Raw genomic sequence first — 20,772 nt, 5'->3', positions numbered from 1 at the left:
TTTGAAATTCTTTTAATTAATTTGAATTTCATGCAGAAAGCTTAGATAAACAAAAAGACACCGAAGTGTCTTTTTGTAAAAATAGCTTTAGCTAGGTGACTAACCACCAACATAACTCAGCATTACGCCAGCCGCCACAGCAGAACCTATAACGCCCGCCACGTTAGGCCCCATCGCATGCATTAATAAGAAATTTTGCTTATTCGCCTCAAGCCCGACCTTATTGGCCACGCGCGCAGCCATAGGGACAGCAGATACACCAGCAGCACCAATCAATGGATTAATAGCATCTTTAGAGAATCTATTCATCAACTTTGCCATTAAAACACCTGCAGCTGTGCCGATAGAAAAAGCAATCAAGCCTAAGCTCAAAATTCCTAGTGTTTCCAAATTCAAAAAAGCCTCGGAACTCAACTTTGAACCAACCCCCAAACCCAAGAAGATAGTTACGATATTAATCAATGCATTTTGAGCGGTATCACTTAAACGGTCCACAACACCACATTCACGCATCAGATTGCCAAAGCAGAACATCCCAAGCAGAGGCGCCGCAGACGGCAAGAACATCGCAACCAAAATAGTCACTACAATTGGAAAGACAATCTTCTCTTTCTTGGTAACAGGCCTGAGCTGTTCCATCTTAATAGAGCGTTCCTCTTTTGTTGTTAGCGCTCGCATAATTGGCGGTTGAATAAGTGGCACTAATGCCATATAGGAATAAGCTGCCACAGCAATCGCACCAAGCAAATCAGGCGCCAAGCGACTAGCAACAAAAATAGCAGTCGGACCGTCCGCGCCACCGATAATACCAATTGCCGCCGCATCCGCTAATGAGAAATCCATAATGCCGGACGCACTTAATAAAACCGCCCCAATAACCGTGGCAAAGATACCAAACTGCGCAGCAGCACCAAGGAGCAATGTTTTTGGGTTAGCAAGCATAGGGCCAAAGTCCGTCATCGCCCCAACTCCCATGAAGATTATCAATGGGAACAAACCTGTCTCAATACCACCATGATAAATATAGTATTGAAGACCACCCGGAGAAACCATGTGACCCGTCGCATCATAAACTGGCGCAGCCATAAAACCTGCCCCAGGAATATTAACTAGAACCGCACCAATACCAATAGGCAAAAGTAGCAGCGGCTCAAAACCTTTTTTGATTGCCAGGTAAACCAACAACAAACCAACACAGATCATCACAAACTGACCAAGTTCCAGCTGGTAAATGCCCGTGTCGTGATAAAGATTTAATAATTTGTTTTCCATTTTCGATCGATTCCTTCAACTACAAAGTAAGAAGTGACTGGCCAACTTGCACAGAGTCACCTTCTTTTACACTAATGGAACCAACGACACCGGACTTAGGCGCAGATATTTCTGTCTCCATCTTCATAGCCTCGAGAATAATCACAGTATCACCCTCTTCAACTTGCTGACCTGGAGACACAAGCACTTTGAAGATATTGCCCGCTAACGGAGAAGGAACATCTTCGCCAGATGGCGCAGCAGCAGATGGCGCAGCCTGAGCTGGAGAGTTTTGAACATTAGCAACAGGCTGAATGTTACTAACATCACCCCCTTCCGATACTTGGACAACAAAACTCTGCCCAGATACAGAAACCGTGTAAACACTCGCTTCACCAGATGAAACATTTGTTGGCGAGGACTTACTCTGAACAGCATCATTAACTGTCGGCACAGGCTCAAACGCACTTGCGTCGCCACGATTCTGTAAAAATTTAAGACCTATCTGAGGGAATAAGGCATAAGTTAAAACATCGTCAATCCGATCATCAGACAACTGGATATTTTTTTCTTTTGAAAGGCCAACCAACTCTTCAGTCAACTTATCCATTTCAGGTGACAATAAGTCTGCTGGTCGACAAGTAATCGCCTCCGCCCCATCTAGAACACGGGCCTGCAACTCTTTATTGAATTCAGCAGGAGCCGCACCATACTCACCTTTCAAGATACCCGCCGTTTCTTTTGAAATAGACTTATATCGTTCGCCAGTCAGGACGTTCAAAACTGCCTGAGTACCAACAATTTGAGAAGTAGGCGTAACAAGCGGAATCAAACCCAAGTCTTCGCGGACTTTAGGGATTTCTTTTAGCACTTCGTCAAACTTATCCGCCGCACCCTGCTCTTTAAGCTGACTTTCCATATTGGTCAACATGCCACCAGGCACTTGAGCTATCAAAATACGAGAATCCGTACCACGAAGAGAGCCCTCGAATTTCGCATACTTCTTTCTAACTTCACGAAAATAAGCAGCAATCTCTTCTAATAACGCTAAATCTAAGCCAGTATCTCTATCTGTACCCTGCAACGCAGCAACCACAGACTCTGTCGCGCTATGACCATACGTCATCGACATAGAAGAAATAGCTGTATCGACTCGATCTATCCCAGCCTCAACAGCTTTCAAAATCGTCATATCTGACAAACCAGACGTAGCGTGCGCATGCAATTGCACCTCCAACTGAGTCTGAGCTTTCAATAAACTAACCAATTCGAAGGCATCGTATGGCGTCAAAATGCCAGACATATCCTTAATAGCGATGGAGTCTGCCCCCATATCTTCAAGCGCCTTAGCATAATCCACCCAGTTCTTAGTGGTATGAACGCGACTCTTAGTATATGAAATCGTCCCTTGAGCATGTTTACCTTGCTGTTTAACCGCTTTAATTGCTGTTTCCAGATTGCGGGGATCATTCATTGCATCAAAGATTCGAAACACATCGACGCCATTAAAGGCTGCACGCTCAACAAACTTATTTACAACATCATCGGCATAGTGGCGATAACCAAGCAAATTCTGCCCACGCAATAACATCTGCTGTGGCGTTTTTGGCATGGCTTTTTTTAATTCACGAATGCGCTCCCAAGGATCCTCTCCAATATAGCGAATACAGGAATCGAACGTCGCACCACCCCAAGATTCAAGCGACCAAAAGCCGACTTGATCCAGTTTTTCTGCGATAGGAAGCATATCGTCAATTCGCATACGCGTTGCCAACAAGGATTGGTGAGCATCACGCAAAACGACATCAGTAATGCCAAGAGGTTGCTTTGTTGTTGTCATATTTCAGCCTCAAAGAAATCAGAAGAGTTAGTATTAGAAAATTAAGATTTTTTACTGTTTCTGTGCTGATGAACGGCAGCAGTAATGACAGCTGTCATTTGCGCATCAACACCAGAAGAAGAGAGATTTTTAGAAACAGGCTTTGACGCTACAACAATAGGTGTTTCAGGAAACAAATAATTTAGTAGTCGCGACATGTAACCTGTCGCAAAAATTAACACCACTAAAAACAGGAATACAAAACCCATCCCTAGGACCATCAATCCCACACCATCTTCTAGCAAGCCATTCATAGCATCGATACCTTTTTTCTCGTCTTGTTTGTACAGATCTAATGTGATCAGATGCACACCCAAGAGCGCTGTTTATTTTTGATAGTTAGTTTTTTACCACAAACCAGAACAGTTTCATATTTTTATTGCATAACAGTTAGACTTATTTCGTGAACAATTCCTTAGAAACAACAACCACCTTAAAGACCTTAACCAATAACAACAGCATTGTACTGGCCGTTGCACCGATGGAAGGTGTCATGGATCACACAATGAGAGCATTGCTATCAAAAATTGGCGGCATGGACTACTTAGTAACAGAATTCATCCGAGTCACTCAATACTCTATTCCAACAACAACATTCAAACGCCTTGCACCAGAAAACACCAACAAAGCAAGAACAATACACAACCACCCCGTTCACACCCAACTACTAGGCAGCAACGCAGAACTTATGGCGGAAAGCGCTTTAAATGCAATTGAAGCTGGCGCAACTCACATTGATGTCAATTTTGGCTGCCCAGCAAAACGTGTAAATGGCCATGGTGGCGGCTCTGTTTTATTACAAACCCCTGATGCACTTTACGACATCATGAGTGCAATTCGAAATACACTACCAAGCGAAATCCCTGTATCAGCGAAAATTCGTTTAGGATTCGAAGATGAAGCATTGTTATTTGATAACGTAGCCGCCATTGAGGCAGCAGGCGTTGGCACACTCACAATACACGGACGTACTAAAAAAGATGGTTACAAACCACCAGCAAGATGGGAAAAAATAGGCGAAATTCAAGATAAGACAAACATGATTGTCGTCGCCAATGGAGACATCACAGACACTGAGTCGCTCTTACGCTGCAGATCCATTACAGGATGCCAACATTTCATGATTGGACGAGGCTCACTCAACAACCCATTTATTTTCCAACAAATAAGAGATGAGCTAAACGGGCAAAAAAGCACAGTAGATACAACAACCCTGAACGCACTCTTCGCCTATTATAGTACTGAATTACAAAAATATTATGATGAAGTCGCTACGCTTGGCAGGCTGAAACAATGGTGCGGACATTTACGGTTTGGTTTTGCGGAAGTTAAAGAACACCTTCAGACATTACGACGCAGCAAGAGCGTCAATGAACTAACACAAACATTCGAGAGTATAATGACAGAAACGTAATAAGAGAGAAAATAATAAAATTATAAAATTATAAATTAGATTGGGAATTTTAAAGTACTGATGGGGGAAATTAAGAATGGTGCACCAGAGAGGATTCGAACCTCTGACCGCTCGGTTCGTAGCCGAGTACTCTATCCAGCTGAGCTACTGGTGCAGAACAATCTTTACTCATAGTATTTAAAGAATATATCTTAAAATACTTTTTTGGAATGGTGCACCAGAGAGGATTCGAACCTCTGACCGCTCGGTTCGTAGCCGAGTACTCTATCCAGCTGAGCTACTGGTGCATATCGTATTTCTTTTAAAAAAGAGAAGAAATATTTTTTGTGAGATTTAAGAATGGTGCACCAGAGAGGATTCGAACCTCTGACCGCTCGGATCGTAGCCGAGTACTCTATCCAGCTGATCTTCTGTTTCATTTCGTATTTCTTTTAAATAAGTGAAGTAATATTTTTTGTGAGATTTAAGAATGGTGCACCAGAGAGGATTCGAACCTCTGACCGCTCGGTTCGTAGCCGAGTACTCTATCCAGCTGAGCTACTGGTGCAGAACAATCTTTACTCATAGTATTTAAAGAATATATCTTAAAATACTTTTTTGGAATGGTGCACCAGAGAGGATTCGAACCTCTGACCGCTCGGTTCGTAGCCGAGTACTCTATCCAGCTGAGCTACTGGTGCAGAACAATCTTTACTCATAGTATTTAAAGAATATATCTTAAAATACTTTTTTGGAATGGTGCACCAGAGAGGATTCGAACCTCTGACCGCTCGGTTCGTAGCCGAGTACTCTATCCAGCTGAGCTACTGGTGCAAAACAAAATCCCTGCCTTTTTTGCTCAGAGAGTAAACCCTCAAAAGACAAACTTGAAATGGCGGAGAGTGAGGGATTCGAACCCTCGATGAGTGTTAACCCATACACCCTTAGCAGGGGCGCGCCTTCGGCCACTCGGCCAACTCTCCGTAACAAGTGGGGCGCATTATATACGACACATTTGTCTTGTAAAGGCTTTTTTAAAAATTAATCTTCAGAAATTTGTTCATCTTGCTCTTTCTGAATGCGAAGATAAATTTCTTCACGGTGAACAGATACATCTTTAGGCGCATTGATGCCAATACGCACTTGATTTCCCTTTACACCTAATACAGTGACAGAAACTTCATCACCAACCATCAAAGTTTCACCAACACGACGAGTAAGAATAAGCATAAGAATATCTCCCTGTAATTGCTTTCAATCATTTATTGAGATGAATTGCCCGACAAATCTTGTAGGGCAATTCCTACAAAGCCAATTGTAGCCTCTCAATAAAAATTAAACCATCCATAACTACAGGATTTTATGTATCCAATTGTTAAGCTTCTCGAACCCCTGATGCCACTTCATTTAATTTGAACGCGGAATGCAATGCACGAACCGCCAACTCCATGTATTTTTCATCGATAATGACAGACACTTTAATTTCCGAAGTAGAGATCAACTGAATGTTGATAGACTCTGCAGCCAATGCTTTAAACATGGTACTTGCTACGCCCGCATGAGAGCGCATCCCCACACCAACAATAGACACCTTGGCAATTTTAGCGTCAGAAAGCACAGCACTCGCCCCAAGTTCTTTAGCGATGATATTCAAGGTAGATAAAGCTTGATCATATTCGTTGCGATGCACCGTAAAGGTAAAGTCTGTAGTGCCATCCACAGATACGTTTTGGACAATCATATCCACTTCGATGTTGGCATCACTAATAGGACCAAGAATACGAGAAGCAATACCTGGAATATCAGGAACACCTTTCAAGGTTAATTTCGCTTCATCTCTATTGAATGCAATTCCAGAAACCGCTGGCTGTTCCATACCTTTACTCCCCTCAGTTGTAATCAACGTACCTTCACCCTCAACAAAACTAGACAGCACCCTAAGCGGCACTTGATATTTACCAGCAAACTCTACAGAACGAATTTGTAGCACCTTGGAGCCAAGGCTAGCCATTTCTAGCATTTCCTCAAAGGTGATTTTATCCAAACGTCGCGCACTATCTACAACACGAGGATCCGTCGTATAAACCCCATCCACGTCAGTATAAATTTGACACTCATCCGCCTTCAAAGCGGCAGCAAGCGCAACACCAGTGGTATCAGAGCCACCGCGACCTAATGTCGTAATGTTGCCAAATTCATCAGCCCCCTGAAACCCCGCCGCAACAATCACTCGTCCAGCGTCTAAATCTGCGCGCATTGCTTCGGTATCAATCTTTTGAATTCGAGCCTTGCCATGAGCGCTGTCAGTTGTAATACGAATCTGAGAGCCTGTATAAGAACGAGCATCAAGACCACGCTTCATTAATGCCATAGACAAAAGTGCGATAGTAACCTGCTCCCCTGTCGACAAAAGCACATCCATTTCTCGCGCACTTGGTGAAGCATTAATGCTTTTCGCAAGAGCAATCAGCCTATTGGTTTCACCACTCATAGCAGAAACCACAACCACTATGTCATCGCCTTGTTGCTTATGCTTTAACACTCGATCTGAAACAGCCTCGATACGCTCTATTGTACCTACCGAGGTGCCGCCGTATTTTTGAACTAACAACGCCATAATTTTTCCACTATTTAAATCAAAAAAGCCGAAATCAAAGCTCTTAAGGAACGATTCAACTTAAACTCTTTCAGCAACCCAACCAGGCACCAATTCAAGAGCTGCAGACAAGCCATCTGGATTGTTACCACCAGCTTGAGCCATATCTGGACGACCACCACCTTTACCATCAACATAAGGCGCAATCATTTTAATCAGATCCCCAGCCTTCACGTTTTTAGTCAATTCTTTGGTTACGCCAGCAATTAAACTTACTTTGCCATCATTCACCGCAGCCAATAAAATAACGGCAGACTCTAGCTTGCTTTTCAGCTCATCTAGTAAATCACGTAACGCTTTTGGATCTTCTACTTCAACCTGAGCAACCAACAACTTACCGCCATTGATATCTACCGCCTGAGAAGCCAAATCAGCGCCAGCTAAAGCTGCCATTTTACCTTTCAATACATCCAATTCTTTCTGCAAACTGCGCGCTTGATCATTCAAGGCAACAACCTTGTCTAACACGCTGTCTTTATTACCTTTGACAAGGCTAGCAATACCATCAAGAACCGACTCAGTCTGGCGAGTCGTATCTATTGCAACTTTGCCTGTAACCGCTTCAATACGACGAACGCCAGCAGCAATACCGCTTTCTGTAATAATTTTAAAGAAACCAATATCTCCCGTACGACTAACATGAGTACCACCACACAACTCAATCGAGTAGTCAGCCCCCATAGTCAATACACGCACTTCACTGTCGTATTTCTCACCAAACAAGGCCATAGCGCCTTTCGCTTTAGCAGACTCAACATCCATGATGTCGGTTTCTACTGGACGGTTTAAGCGGATCTGTTCGTTAACCATGTCTTCGATTTGCTCGATCTCTGTCGCCGTAACACCTTCAAAATGCGAAAAGTCAAAACGCAAACGCTCAGGATTTACCAAAGAACCTTTTTGTAAAACATGATCACCTAAAATACGACGCAGTGCTTCGTGCATTAAGTGAGTCGCCGAATGGTTCAATGTAGTCGCCATACGCAAAGTACGATCGACTTCGCCAGTCACTTGATCACCAACCGCCAAACGACCTTCTTTTAGCTCACCGTAATGCAAATGTGCTTTAGCTTGCTTAGTGGTGCTAGATACTTTGAAAGCGCCTGGACCACGCAACCAACCTTGATCGCCAACTTGACCACCTGATTCAGCGTAAAAAGGAGTCGATTTCAAAATCACTGCCGCAACTTGACCAGCTTCGATAGTTTCAACAGACTCTCCATCAACAAGAATCATCTCAACTTCACAGGTAGCGTTTAGATTCTCGTAGCCAGTAAATTCAGTAACAGAATCCAACTTAACGCCGCTCGACATATCCATAGAGAAGTTACTTGCTGAACGAGCACGTGCACGCTGTGCATCCATCGCCACTTCAAATCCAGCCTCATCTATTTCTAGATCATTTTCACGCGCAACATCGTTGGTTAAATCAGCAGGGAAACCATACGTGTCGTATAGTTTGAAAACTGTCTCACCAGGAATAATCTTTTCATCGCCTAGTTCAGAAATGGCTTCTTCTAAAATCTTCATCCCTTGATCAAGGGTTTTGGCAAACTGCTCTTCTTCTTTTAATAGAATAGAAGCCACACGCTCTTTTAACTTAGTAAGTTCTGGGTAAGCTTCACCCATTTCAACATCAAGCGCCTCTACCAACTTATGGAAAAAGACACCTTTTTGACCCAGCTTATTACCGTGACGAATTGCGCGACGAATAATACGACGCAAAACATAACCACGACCTTCATTTGATGGGATCACACCATCAACAATCATGAAGGAACAAGAACGGATATGGTCAGCAATAACGCGTAGTGACTGGGCACTTAGGTCTTGAGTACCAACCACTTGTGCTGCCGCTTTAATAAGATTTTGGAACAAATCGATTTCGTAGTTGCTATGGACGCCCTGCAAAATCGCTGCAATACGCTCCAAGCCCATCCCCGTATCAACAGAAGGTTTTGGCAAAGGAGCCATAGTGCCATCTGCAGAACGGTTAAACTGCATGAAAACCACGTTCCAGATTTCGATGAAACGGTCGCCGTCTTCTTCAGGAGAACCTGGAGGCCCACCCCAAATATGCTCACCGTGATCATAAAACACTTCAGAACAAGGACCACAAGGACCTGTATCGCCCATCGCCCAGAAATTATCGGACTGATAACGCCCCCCCTTGTTATCACCAATACGGATGATTTTTTCTGCAGGAAGACCGATGTCTTTGTTCCAGATATCAAACGCTTCATCGTCGTCTGCGTAAACGGTTACCAACAACTTTTCAGTTGGCAACTTCAGCACAACCGTTAGAAACTCCCACGCATAATGAATAGCGTCTTTTTTGAAGTAATCGCCAAAACTGAAGTTACCCAACATTTCAAAGAAAGTGTGGTGACGTGCGGTATAACCGACGTTCTCTAAGTCATTGTGTTTACCACCCGCTCGAACACAACGTTGAGACGTCGTTGCTCGTGAGTATGGGCGAAGATCTTCTCCCAAAAACACATCTTTAAACTGGACCATACCAGCGTTGGTGAACAGCAATGTAGGATCATTTCCAGGAACCAATGAACTGGATTCTACGATCTGATGCTGCTTACTTTCAAAGTACGATAAAAATGACTGGCGTAACTCAGAACTCTTCATAATGGGATGAGTCTCTATCTCTATTTTTCTGGACGAATTGGATTGCGTGAATGGCAGATTAATATATGCCGACTCGATGCAACGAAAAGCACAAAATAGTACACGCAAAGGATAGGTGTTTTCAAAAGAAACCGTAGTAATTTAAAGCTTATTTTGTGCATAACTTAAGCAAAAGTAGGATTTACGGATGTAAACCTACTTTTACAGTATGTTTTTAGAAAGGCATTACTGAGAATCTTCACCGCGAACATAACGATAATGAGGTCGTGCGGTCATCCTAGTCACCAACTCATAACCAATGGTACCGGCATAATCTGCGACTTCTTCGACGGGCACATCGCCACCCCAAAGCACTACTTCTTGCCCCATGGCAGGCTCAGCAGCGAAATCTTGCATACGCACCGTAATCATATCCATAGATACACGGCCTGCGAGGCAAGCGGGTTTTCCATCAATTTGCAACGGTGTGCCATTTTCTGCGTGACGAGGATAACCGTCACCATAACCCACAGCGACCGTTGCCAATACATGATCTTCTTCAGCAACATAGCCAAGACCATAACCCACTCTGTCACCTTGCTTAAGTTTGCGGGTCGAAATCACTTTTGAAGACAAAGTCATCGCTGGACGCAAGCCCACGGCTCGACCGCTCACTTCTGCAAACGGCGAAATTCCATACAACATGATACCTGGACGAATCCAACCACCTTCAGGCACACTCCATTTCATAATCGCCGCTGAGTTCGCTACACTGGCCTCGATATCACCAATCGATTGACGAGCTTGCTCAAAATAAGCTAACTGCTGCATAGTTGCTAGATCTGACAAGTCATCCGCACAAGAAAAATGTGTCATTAAAACCACCTCTCCCACTTGGCCACTGTCTTTCAACGCCGCGACAAACACTGGTGCTGTTTCTTTATCAACACCAAGGCGATGCATACCAGAATCTAGTTTCAGGAAAATCTTTTCAATTTTTGCATGACTAGCTTGCAATTCATCAAGCTGTTGAGCATTTTCTAGAGCAGACCAAAAACCATGCTTCTCGCACAGCGCCCACTCCTCACCTTCAAATACACCTTCCAACAATAAGATAGGCGAAACAATGCCTGCTTCTCGCAATGCGACAGCCTCTTCAATAGCAGCCACAGCAAAAGCATCCACTTCTTCATCCAAGTAACGTGAAACTTCAACCGCACCATGTCCGTACGCATTACTTTTAACAACAGCAAACGCCTTACAAGTTGGCTGTAACTTTTTTGCATAACGGTAGTTTTGCAGGATCGCCTCCAAATCTACCGTCGCCGTGAGTGGCCTTGCCATTTTTACCCCTTAAACTTTTAAAGCGTTTTATTACTTATAACGTTGTACGGAAAGATCTTGTGAATCGATCTCAGTTTTATCGCCAGACATAATGTCTGCAATCACTGCCGCAGAACCGCAGCTCATCGTCCAACCCAATGTTCCGTGCCCCGTATTCAAATACAAACCGTCAATACCTGTACGCCCAACAACCGGCGTGCCATCTGGGGTCATTGGACGAAGTCCAGTCCAGTAGTCTGCTTGAGATAACTCACAACCCTGATTAAATAAATCATGCACCACATGAGTAATGGTTTCCGTGCGCACTTTTGGTAAATCTAGATTATAACCATTTAACTCTGCGGTACCCGCCGCACGAATACGACCACCTAGTCGAGTCACTGCAACTTTGTAGGTTTCATCCATCACAGTTGAAACAGGTGCAAACTGCACATCCGTAATTGGCACCGTTAAGGAATAACCTTTCACTGGATAAACGGGAATAGATATATCAATCGCTTTAAGTAACTCTTTTGAATAACTGCCCATAGATACCAGAACGTTATCAAACTCAAAGTCACCCTGATCGGTTTTAACGGCGCGTATTTTACCACCTTCTACAACCAAGCGCTCAATCGCGACACCAAATTTAAATGTCACACCCAATTCATCACAGTGTTTTTTCAGTTCTTGGCAAAAAACAAAACAATCACCAGTTTCATCGCCAACCAAACGAAGTCCGCCTTTAAACTTATCAATCACTGGAGCCAAACCTGGCTCAACTTCTAAAATTTGTGCTGGCGTCAATACTTGATGAGGAACATTTAAAGCTTTTAGCACCTTGATATCTTTTTCAGACGCCTCAACTTGCTCATCTTTACGGAATAGCTGAGTCAAACCGCCCTGACCATCATCGTACTTAATACCGATGTCTTTGCGCATAGCAATGAACTGGTCACGGCTATACTCGGCCAATGCCACCATGCGAGACTTATTCACGTCGTAGGCTTTTTCAGTGCAGTTCGCCAGCATCTTGCCCATCCATGCCAATTTTTTAAGCTCTGGATCAGCACTGACCTTTAATGGCGCGTGTTTTTGCATCAACCATTTAATAGCTTTAAGAGGAATGCCTGGTGCAGCCCAAGGTGCAGAATAGCCAGGAGAAATTTGCCCTGCGTTAGCAAAACTCGTCTCAAGAGCCACCCCTTCTTGACGGTCAATCACCGTCACTTCAAAACCTTTCTTCGCCAAATAATAGGCTGACGTTAAACCAACAACACCTGCACCCAGCACACAAACACGCATAGAAAAACCTCAAATAAAGACAAAGTCATATCACCCATAATCACATAAGATATGTAGTTTTATCATCTTATTTATTGTTATATTGAAGAATAAAAAACTATAAAATAAAAACAAAGCAGTTTATTAGAAACGAAATGTAAAAACCTCATTCAGCTGATAAAATAACCTCTCAACCAAGACAAGCAGAGATATAGATATGAAAGAACACCAGACATCAATATTCGACCAAGCCTTGTCACTGCTAAGCCACAGGGAGCACAGCAAAAAGGAGCTAGTCACCAAATTAAAAACAAGAGGTCACGAGGAAGAAGAGATCAGCGCGATAATTGAGCGTCTTGAAGAAATGAACTATCTCAATGATGAGCGCTTCGCTGAAATATTTGTAAGGAGCCGACTAAGCAAACCTCTTGGAGCAAGCCGGATTCAGCAAGAACTCATACAAAAAGGTATCAATAGCGAGCTAGCAAAAACAGCCATCACTGATGCCAATGCAGATTGGTTTGAGTTAGCGAAACAACTCAAAGAAAGAAGGTTTGGAGAAGAAATCAGTACCGACTTCAAAGAAAAGGCTAAACAGTCACGCTACCTCCAATACCGAGGATTTGACTTCGAACAAATCAAATATGCCATATCTCCCCAAGACTAACATCACTCACAAAGCCAGACCTTCTAGCGCTCATATTCCTCCTTACCAAAGTATCTCTTTCTAACGAACAAAAAAAAGCGAACCAAGTGGAGTGGTTCGCCTAAAGCGGGTGTTGAGATTATCTATCTAAAAAAGCTATTGCTATCAATACCACCTAGGCATGTTGGTAGTAGCCGTATTCGTTTTCATATTCTTCATATATGTCGCGAGGCATTTTTTTCTGCGGTCTCATCTTATGGAAAGCGGCTTTTAGTCGCGTGGCCTTGTGCTGTAATCGTTCGATACGTCGTGTTACGGTTCTGCTAGTACGGTTAGCAGCGCTATCTATCGCAGAATACATATCGGCTTGTTGCTCGCTGATTACCACTTCTTTTTGGCCGTTGATTTTAACCAAAACTTGGCAGTGTTTGTCTTCACCACCTTTAGGACCGTTCACATCGGTAAGCGTGACGATCACTCGTTGAATATTGTCATAACGGGAATTCAATGCAAAATTTAGGCGACGCTTAACATAAGCTTTTAAACTTTTAGTAAGGGCTAGGCGACGTGCTTGTACTTTGATTCTCATCTTGCTCTCCTTTACTCATGAATGAGTAAGTTATGTTGGAAATTTCAAATTACTAACAAATACTCTTAAGATATAATCGAATTATTTATGTAAATAATCAGTTTTTCTCGAAGTATTGGTGAAATATGATCAATTTCAAACATTTGCATTATTTTTGGATGGTGGCAAAGCAAGGCAGCATTACAAAAGCCAGCGAACATTTGCACATAACACCGCAAACCATCAGCGGGCAGATTAGTTTGCTAGAAGAGCAACTGGGTAAAGATCTATTTAGCAAAGTGGGTCGCAACCTCGCGCTGACCGATACAGGTCATATGGTGCTGAGCTATGCAGATGAGATATTTTCCTTAGGCAGCGAACTGGAACAATCTGTGCGCATCGCATCGACCGATAGAACTCAATTACTGCGCGTCGGCATTGCGGATTCGATACCAAAATCCATTGCTTACCGATTATTGGCTCCTGCCATGGCGTTAGAAGATCCGGTAAGACTTGTCTGCAAAGAAAACAGCTTGGAGGATTTATTGGGCGAGTTGGCGTTGCATAAATTGGATCTAATTATCGCCGATGGACCGATTCCACCACATTTGGGTGTGCGCGGCTTTAATCACTTTTTGGGCGAATGTGGTACGTCTTTTATGGCTGCACCAAACCTTGTTGAACAAGGGAAAACGGATTTTCCAAAGAACTTAATAGGCTCGCCTTTTTTGATTCCGAGTGATCAATCTTTAATACAAATTCAACTCTTACAATGGCTAGAAAAACACCATACCCATCCGAAAATCATGGGTGAATTTGATGACCGAGCCTTAATGAAAACCTTCGGTCAAGCAGGCGCGGGCGTGTTCATTGTCCCTTCCGCCATTGCCAACGAAGTGGCGAAGCAGTTTAAAGTCGAGATCATCGGCAGCACAGAAGAAATACGCGAGCAATTCTTCGTCATTGCTACCGAGCAACGCTTATCCAACCCTGCCATTGTAGCCATTACTGATGCAGCGAAAGGCTGGTTAAAACATAAATAGCAGGGCTTTATAGGCTTTCTTTTACACCGTTTTTAGCCCGCTCTATCAGGTCAGACGGTCTGATTTGCCAAATCAATTTGAAGCCTTTAGCCCCTAGATAGAGAAACAAAACTGGGATCAACACGGTATTGAAGGCAAACAACGCCAGCAAGGTAAGAAAGTCGTTTACCAAGCCATTCAGCGTTTCAACATACTCGCTGATCTTGTCTTTAAAATGGCTCAACCCAAAGGTACTTTGTTTAATGGACGCGAAAAAGCCTTGATCTTCTAAGGTAACATTGTCTAGACCATCAATGGATTGTTGCAAAGCCTCTATCTTGCTTTTCGACGTTTTGATGTCTTGCTCTGCACGTTGCCGTTCATCCATTAAAAGGCCTTGTTGCGTTCGCAACCCAGCCAGCATGTCATCGTTATTAAACAAAATATCCATGGTCGATAATGTCTCTTTGCGCGCCGAAATTAAGCGATTAAGAGACTCATTCTGGGCGGTCAAATCTACTAAACGCTCATCATGCTCTGACAGGCTTTGTTGCTGCACATTCAGCCTGATTTGTAGCGCCTGTTTGTCTTTATCAAGGGATTGTTTAAGATCCGCTGCGACACCTAGCCCTGTCGTAACCTCGTTCATCTCGTCAGAATGTATTTGGATTTTATCCATGGTTTGCGTCTTTTCTTCATTCAAAAAAGAGGCATCGACCAAAGCAGATAACAATACCACCAGCACCAATAAGAACTTCGCACCAACGGCTGTCACAAATACTTTATAAGCCACTTGGCTGAAACGACTTTTTGCCCAGTATAAGTAACCAAACAGCAAACCCGACAAGGTAACAAAGACTTTGAAGTACACAGTAGAAATAATTTTTAACAAAATACTCTGAAAAATAAGCGACGACACTGCCACCTTCATTACGCCAGAAAAATCTTCCACCATATCGTTAAATGGATCTAATAATTCGCCAATGGTAACGGAGCTGACAAACACACTTATCTGAATACTTTGCAGCACAGAAACTGTTGCATTAAATAATTTGGCTAAACCAAAGGCACTTAACGCCTGCACCAAGGAAGAGGAAACATAATCAGACGCCTTGGTGTCTAGCAAGCCCCACCAAGAAAAAATAATCGCCAGCAAGATAGCGATGTAATAACCGTTCAGTTTTCCTAGTTGCAAGACCATGTATCACCCCTTTGATCCCCAGTTCATCATAATGACAACTAGGTGTTAATACGAATCTATCTCAATTGTAGCTAGAACATCGCCTTTTAATCGTTATACTATCTACTTACATTTAAAGTAGCCATCGAAGGAACGAACGCGCAACACTCACCTCCCACTTTTGCGATTACGTGATGAAAGAGACCATTCAACTAACGTCATTAGAACCAAGCGACGATTTAGCTCCATTCGTTGAAAGCTTTTGGATGATCGAAAATCCAAGCGATGAAGATGAAGAACTTTCCACCTTCCCTGATGGCGGCATTGATTTATATTTTTTCCACAATGCCGAATATCCGCTGCATATTTCCTTGGTTGGACTGGAAACAGACGCCAAAGTAGGCGCCATGCCCAAACACTCTGTGTTACTGGGTGTTCGCTTAAAAATACTGGCCGCAGAGTATTTATTAAACAAATCTGTCGCCAACATTCTAAATGATCGCATTACACTCGACATTGGCTTCGCGGGCATAGAACTAAACGACCTAAAAAGCCTGGATACTTTTGCTAATAAGCTCAGTTTGTATTTTGCGTCCCAGCTGACAGCGCCAATAGACCCTCGAAAAAAAGTCATGTCAGAACTGATTTATAAGACACATGGTTCAATAACAGTGACTGAAATATCTCAAGCAGCCAATTGGAGCAGTCGCCAAATCAATCGATACTTTAATAAGTGGCTTGGTTTACCGCTAAAAAGCTACTGTGACATTTTGCGGTTTCGCCACAGCTTCGACTCACTCAAAGTGGGTGAACTCTTTCCCAAAGAAGGTTTTAACGACCAATCTCACTATATAAAGTTGATCAAAAAGTACTCTAGCCTGACACCTAAGCAACTGGCTCAAGATGAAAACGACCGATTTATACAATTATATTCTGAAGATTAACTCTATCATCCGACTCGTTTTGCAATTGATGATGAGATTCATTCCCATAAAAACCCACTCATTGCTTTGTAATTCCTAACGACCTCGCTCCTTTATTTCGCACTCTATTTGATTGGCATGGCACATAAATAATATGAAGATGATTATCGTTATTACCATTGTTTCTGCATTTTTTAGCAATGCATGGGCGACGGACAACTCACGCTTCCCGATTACGATTCAACACGCTTTTGGCTCAACAACCATTACCCAAAAACCAAAACGCGTGGCAACTGTGGCATGGGCAAACCATGAAGTACCCCTTGCTCTAGGTATCGTTCCCGTTGGTTTTGCTGCTGCAACCTTTGGAGACGACGATAACGACGGTTTGTTGCCTTGGGTGGCTGCACGACTCAAAAAACTTAATGCCAAGACGCCAGTGTTATTCGATGAAGGCGATGGAATCGATTTCGAAGCGGTCGCAGCAACACAACCCGACGTTATCCTCGCGGCATACTCCGGCTTAAGTCAATCCGATTACGATACGTTAAGCATGATCGCGCCGGTCGTCGCTTTCCCAGACAAACCTTGGTCTACCAACTGGCGCAGCATGATTCGTATTAATAGTGCAGGGCTGGGAATGGCAGAAGAAGGCGAAGAGCTCATTGCCAGCATTGAAAAAGACATCGCCGAGCGTGTTGATCAATACCCAGAGTTAAAAGGCAAATCGGCCATGTTTATCACCCATCTTGATCCGACCGATTTAAGTGTTATTCGCTTTTACAGCGCCAATGATACCCGTGTGAAATTTTTTGATGACCTCGGCATGCACTCTCCGCAAAGCATCAAAGACATCAGTAAAGATGGGCTCTTCTCTGGCGAAAGCAGCATTGAGCAAATAGACATGTTTAACGACGTAGACATTTTCGTTACCTATGGCAATGAAGAGTTGCTGGCGCCTTTAGAATCAAACCCACTTATGTCAAAAATGCGTGCGGTTAAAAATGACTCTATTGTCATGCTGGGCAATAGCAAAATGGCGACTGCTGCTAATCCGACGCCACTGTCTATTACTTGGGTGTTAGATGAATACCTTCAAGCTCTTGCTGAAGCGGCTCGTAAAGCAAAATGAGCCAAAGCAACGCCAAACATAAAGGCTTTCTAAAACAAAAGCCCATTGCTCTGTTGTTTGTCACGGTGGTCTTACTGCTGTTGTGCTTTTCCTCTATTGCCATTGGCACGAGGGAGGTTACTTGGCAAGAAATAATAGGTGCATTACAAGGCCAGATGAACACCATGGGGGAAGCCTCTGTGACCATGCGCATACCACGCACAGTACTTGCCATCCTTGCTGGCTGCGCCTTGGGGTTATCCGGTGCCATTATGCAAAGTGTGACCCGCAACCCACTAGCCGACCCTGGGATTCTTGGCGTTAATGTGGGTGCCGCTTTCTTTGTTGTTATTGGGCTAGCGTGGTTTGGTATTAACCAGCTGCAAACCTATGTTTGGCTCGCCATATTAGGGGCTGGCATAACGGCCATCTTTGTCTATTTCATTAGTTCGTTAGGTTACGGCAAATCCACCCCGCTCAAATTCGCTTTGGCGGGTGCCGCCACGTCTGCTGCACTGTCTTCTTTTATTGTGGCTGTCGTCTTGCCAAGAAATGACATTGCCGGCAGCGCTAACTCTTGGCAAATAGGTGGCGTCGGTGGTGCCACCTTTGACAGCCTACAGCTCGTACTGCCCTTCTTAATCGTTGGTTTTTTACTCAGTGTATTTGTGGCTAGAAAGCTCAATACACTGGCGCTTGGGGACGATATCGCCGCAGGGCTAGGAGAAAATGTCGCTTGGATTCGTGCCCTCGCTTGGCTGTCTGCGGTTTTACTCTGTGGTGCTACTACCGCCATTTGCGGTCCTATTGGCTTTGTCGGCCTCGTGGTGCCCCATTTATGTAGACTACTTGTTGGAGTGGATAACCGCTGGCTGCTCATTTTTTCAGCGCTCGTCGGTGCTTGCTTATTATTAAGTGCGGATGTGTTAGGACGCATTATATCAAGACCAAGCGAACTGTCGGTCGGCGTCGTGACCGCCTTTGTTGGCGCACCTTTCTTCATCTGGATTGTCCGTCGACAACGGGTGAAAGAGTTATGATCAACACAAGCTCGACGCTCGCACGCGTTACCAATGGACGTAAAAACCGATCTAAGCGCTGGAAATGCGTGGCTAGCTTACTTTGCTTATTGGCTGTGGCTGCGTTTTCAATCACCTTAACCTTGGGGCAATCCTTTACACCACCACAAGACGTGATAAACGTTTTACTGGGTGAACATGTCCCAGGCGCGTCTTTTGTTGTGGGTCAGTTACGCCTACCACGAGCGATTATCTCCCTTCTCGTCGGCATGAGTTTTGGTATGGCTGGCGTGGCATTCCAAGTCATGTTGAGAAACCCTTTGGCCAGCCCCGATATTATCGGAGTAAGTTCAGGTGCGACCGCCGCCGCGGTATTTGCCATTATTGTGCTGCACATGGATGGCTCTAGCGTGGCTTTCTTCTCTATCGCCGTAGGCTTATTGGTCGCTTTAGCAGTCTATGGATTGTCCTATCGAAATGGAGCGTCAGGTGCTCGACTTATTCTGGTTGGCATTGGCGTCTCTGCGATGATTGAAAGCTTTATTGTGTATTTGTTATCCCAAGCCCAAGCATGGGACCGCCAAGAAGCCATGCGCTGGCTCAGTGGAAGTGTGAACTCCGCACAAATTCATCAAGCCTTGCCACTCATTCTCTCTTTATTGGTGTTCGGTGGATTTTTACTAAGCAGAAGCAAAGATTTAGAAGCATTACGAATGGGTGATGATACCGCTCACGCACTGGGTGTTCGAGTCGGCATGACACGCATTACCGTCATTGTGTCGGCTGTTGGGCTGATTGCTGTGGGAGTCGCAATCACAGGGCCTATTGCGTTTGTGGCTTTCTTATCAGGCCCCATTGCGGTTCGCCTTGTGAAGAACAATGGTTCTTTGCTGATTCCTTCCGGTTTAGTGGGCGCTTGCTTAGTCATGGGCGGTGATTACATCGGACAATTCTTGCTGCCTAGTCGCTATCCTGTCGGTGTGATTACTGGCGCTCTAGGCGCGCCCTACCTTATTTATCTTATTATTCGTGTCAATCGTAAAGGTGGCTCACTATGACACTAAAACACCAACTCGTTGTCGATCATCTTGCCGCTGGTTATGGTGAAAAAACCATCCTGAACGATATCAACATTGACATTAAACCCGGTCAAATTACGTCTATCATTGGCGCTAATGCCTGCGGAAAATCCACCTTATTGCGCACTATGTCACGCTTATTATCGCCTTCAAGTGGCCATGTCTTACTGGATGGCAGATCGATACACAACACGCCAACACGACAACTAGCGCAAACGCTTGGCTTATTGCCCCAATCACCCATTGCACCGGAAGGCATTACGGTCAGCGACCTAGTCAGCCGAGGCAGACATCCCCATCATGGATTCCTATCAAGGTGGCGCAAAGAAGACGATGAAGCCATTGCCAAGGCGCTAGAAACCACCAAAACCACAGAGCTTTTGGACCGAGAAATAGACGAATTATCCGGTGGGCAACGCCAGCGAGTCTGGATCGCCATGGCATTAGCACAAGAAACCGGCATATTGCTGTTAGACGAGCCGACCACCTTCTTGGACGTCGCTCACCAAATTGAAGTATTGGACCTGCTGGTCGATCTAAACCAAACCCGTGGCACCACCATTGTATTGGTATTGCATGACCTGAATCTGGCAGCGCGTTATTCAGACCAGCTCATCGCCATACGACAAGGTCAAGTATGTGCCAATGGAGCGCCAAATGAAGTGGTAACAGAAGACATGATCCACGCTGTTTTTGGCCTGCAGAGCCAAGTCATCACAGACCCTATTTCCGGCAGCCCAATGGTGTTGCCAATTGGACGACACAAGAGAATAAAACACACTTAAAAACAGCAAATTGAAACCGTTAATTATTACAATA

The 20,772-nt window shown here is 44.2% G+C and carries 18 protein-coding genes and 6 tRNA genes; 8 read left to right on the top strand and 16 right to left on the bottom strand.

The window, feature by feature from the left end:
• Nucleotides 1–99: 99 nt before the first annotated feature.
• From KPL72_RS10780 to KPL72_RS10770, 3 genes are read right to left on the bottom strand one after another with little or no spacing between them, the layout of a single operon-like run.
• Nucleotides 100–1,272 (bottom strand): sodium ion-translocating decarboxylase subunit beta, encoded by a 1,173-nt coding sequence (locus KPL72_RS10780; RefSeq protein WP_212916317.1) that lies wholly within the window; start codon nucleotides 1,270–1,272, stop codon nucleotides 100–102.
• 19 nt (nucleotides 1,273–1,291) lie between these two features.
• Complete coding sequence (oadA, locus tag KPL72_RS10775) at nucleotides 1,292–3,091, bottom strand: sodium-extruding oxaloacetate decarboxylase subunit alpha (RefSeq protein WP_219702722.1); 1,800 nt, start codon at nucleotides 3,089–3,091, stop codon at nucleotides 1,292–1,294.
• A gap of 41 nt (nucleotides 3,092–3,132) precedes the next feature.
• Entirely contained in the window at nucleotides 3,133–3,441 is a 309-nt protein-coding gene (locus tag KPL72_RS10770) for an OadG family protein (RefSeq protein WP_346729510.1), read from the bottom strand.
• 92 nt (nucleotides 3,442–3,533) lie between these two features.
• On the opposite strand from KPL72_RS10770, the gene KPL72_RS10765 reads away from it, so the two are divergent.
• Nucleotides 3,534–4,544, top strand: coding sequence for a tRNA dihydrouridine synthase (locus KPL72_RS10765; protein WP_219702721.1), 1,011 nt, complete (start codon nucleotides 3,534–3,536; stop codon nucleotides 4,542–4,544).
• Between the two features lie 77 nt (nucleotides 4,545–4,621).
• On the opposite strand, the gene KPL72_RS10760 is transcribed toward KPL72_RS10765, so the two are convergent.
• The 11 genes from KPL72_RS10760 to KPL72_RS10710 all read right to left on the bottom strand — a co-directional run bounded on the left by KPL72_RS10760 (nucleotide 4,622) and on the right by KPL72_RS10710 (nucleotide 12,426).
• Nucleotides 4,622–4,698, bottom strand: a tRNA-Arg gene (locus KPL72_RS10760).
• Nucleotides 4,699–4,754: 56 nt separating this feature from the next.
• Nucleotides 4,755–4,831 (bottom strand) — tRNA-Arg (locus KPL72_RS10755).
• 183 nt (nucleotides 4,832–5,014) lie between these two features.
• A tRNA-Arg gene (locus tag KPL72_RS10750) sits at nucleotides 5,015–5,091 on the bottom strand.
• A 56-nt stretch (nucleotides 5,092–5,147) separates the two neighbouring features.
• Nucleotides 5,148–5,224, bottom strand: a tRNA-Arg gene (locus KPL72_RS10745).
• 56 nt (nucleotides 5,225–5,280) lie between these two features.
• Nucleotides 5,281–5,357, bottom strand: a tRNA-Arg gene (locus KPL72_RS10740).
• A 59-nt stretch (nucleotides 5,358–5,416) separates the two neighbouring features.
• A tRNA-Ser gene (locus tag KPL72_RS10735) sits at nucleotides 5,417–5,506 on the bottom strand.
• Nucleotides 5,507–5,564: 58 nt separating this feature from the next.
• On the bottom strand, nucleotides 5,565–5,753 hold the full coding sequence (gene csrA, locus KPL72_RS10730) for a carbon storage regulator CsrA (protein ID WP_072840609.1): 189 nt from the start codon (nucleotides 5,751–5,753) through the stop codon (nucleotides 5,565–5,567).
• Nucleotides 5,754–5,898: 145 nt separating this feature from the next.
• Nucleotides 5,899–7,140: an aspartate kinase gene (locus KPL72_RS10725; RefSeq protein WP_219702720.1), complete on the bottom strand. Its 1,242-nt coding sequence runs from the start codon at nucleotides 7,138–7,140 to the stop codon at nucleotides 5,899–5,901.
• 60 nt (nucleotides 7,141–7,200) lie between these two features.
• Nucleotides 7,201–9,819, bottom strand: coding sequence for an alanine--tRNA ligase (gene alaS, locus KPL72_RS10720; RefSeq protein ID WP_249422193.1), 2,619 nt, complete (start codon nucleotides 9,817–9,819; stop codon nucleotides 7,201–7,203).
• Between the two features lie 225 nt (nucleotides 9,820–10,044).
• On the bottom strand, nucleotides 10,045–11,142 hold the full coding sequence (alr, locus tag KPL72_RS10715) for an alanine racemase (RefSeq protein WP_219702719.1): 1,098 nt from the start codon (nucleotides 11,140–11,142) through the stop codon (nucleotides 10,045–10,047).
• A 30-nt stretch (nucleotides 11,143–11,172) separates the two neighbouring features.
• Nucleotides 11,173–12,426, bottom strand: coding sequence for a D-amino acid dehydrogenase (locus KPL72_RS10710; protein ID WP_219702718.1), 1,254 nt, complete (start codon nucleotides 12,424–12,426; stop codon nucleotides 11,173–11,175).
• Between the two features lie 196 nt (nucleotides 12,427–12,622).
• Between KPL72_RS10710 and KPL72_RS10705 the strand changes: the two genes are divergently transcribed.
• Nucleotides 12,623–13,072, top strand: a complete 450-nt coding sequence (locus tag KPL72_RS10705; protein WP_212916323.1) for a regulatory protein RecX — start codon at nucleotides 12,623–12,625, stop codon at nucleotides 13,070–13,072.
• Between the two features lie 154 nt (nucleotides 13,073–13,226).
• Here KPL72_RS10705 and KPL72_RS10700 read toward each other — a convergent pair whose 3' ends face one another.
• Nucleotides 13,227–13,640: an HPF/RaiA family ribosome-associated protein gene (locus KPL72_RS10700; protein ID WP_219702717.1), complete on the bottom strand. Its 414-nt coding sequence runs from the start codon at nucleotides 13,638–13,640 to the stop codon at nucleotides 13,227–13,229.
• A 125-nt stretch (nucleotides 13,641–13,765) separates the two neighbouring features.
• On the opposite strand from KPL72_RS10700, the gene nhaR reads away from it, so the two are divergent.
• A complete protein-coding gene (gene nhaR / locus KPL72_RS10695; protein ID WP_219702716.1) occupies nucleotides 13,766–14,662 on the top strand; it encodes a transcriptional activator NhaR in 897 nt (298 codons plus the stop codon).
• A 7-nt stretch (nucleotides 14,663–14,669) separates the two neighbouring features.
• On the opposite strand, the gene KPL72_RS10690 is transcribed toward nhaR, so the two are convergent.
• Nucleotides 14,670–15,842, bottom strand: a complete 1,173-nt coding sequence (locus KPL72_RS10690; protein ID WP_219702715.1) for a coiled-coil domain-containing protein — start codon at nucleotides 15,840–15,842, stop codon at nucleotides 14,670–14,672.
• Between the two features lie 173 nt (nucleotides 15,843–16,015).
• Between KPL72_RS10690 and KPL72_RS10685 the strand changes: the two genes are divergently transcribed.
• From KPL72_RS10685 to KPL72_RS10665, 5 genes are all read left to right on the top strand, one after another.
• A complete protein-coding gene (locus tag KPL72_RS10685; protein WP_219702714.1) occupies nucleotides 16,016–16,765 on the top strand; it encodes a helix-turn-helix domain-containing protein in 750 nt (249 codons plus the stop codon).
• Nucleotides 16,766–16,898: 133 nt separating this feature from the next.
• Entirely contained in the window at nucleotides 16,899–17,876 is a 978-nt protein-coding gene (locus KPL72_RS10680) for an iron-siderophore ABC transporter substrate-binding protein (RefSeq protein WP_219702713.1), read from the top strand.
• Nucleotides 17,873–18,895 (top strand): FecCD family ABC transporter permease, encoded by a 1,023-nt coding sequence (locus tag KPL72_RS10675; RefSeq protein WP_219702712.1) that lies wholly within the window; start codon nucleotides 17,873–17,875, stop codon nucleotides 18,893–18,895. Before KPL72_RS10680 ends, KPL72_RS10675 begins: the two co-directional genes overlap by 4 nt.
• Complete coding sequence (locus KPL72_RS10670; protein ID WP_219702711.1) at nucleotides 18,892–19,932, top strand: FecCD family ABC transporter permease; 1,041 nt, start codon at nucleotides 18,892–18,894, stop codon at nucleotides 19,930–19,932. The genes KPL72_RS10675 and KPL72_RS10670 overlap by 4 nt, the downstream gene beginning before the upstream one ends.
• Nucleotides 19,929–20,738 carry an ABC transporter ATP-binding protein gene (locus KPL72_RS10665; RefSeq protein WP_219702710.1) on the top strand — a complete coding sequence of 270 codons (810 nt, stop codon included), beginning with the start codon at nucleotides 19,929–19,931 and terminating at the stop codon, nucleotides 20,736–20,738. The genes KPL72_RS10670 and KPL72_RS10665 overlap by 4 nt, the downstream gene beginning before the upstream one ends.
• Nucleotides 20,739–20,772: the final 34 nt, after the last annotated feature.

It is taken from the genome of Marinomonas lutimaris (genome assembly GCF_019426345.1).
GTDB classification, from domain to species: Bacteria; Pseudomonadota; Gammaproteobacteria; order Pseudomonadales; family Marinomonadaceae; genus Marinomonas; species Marinomonas lutimaris.
The sequence above is the reverse complement of the archived record's forward strand: the minus strand, read 5'-3'. Positions and strand labels throughout refer to the sequence as shown.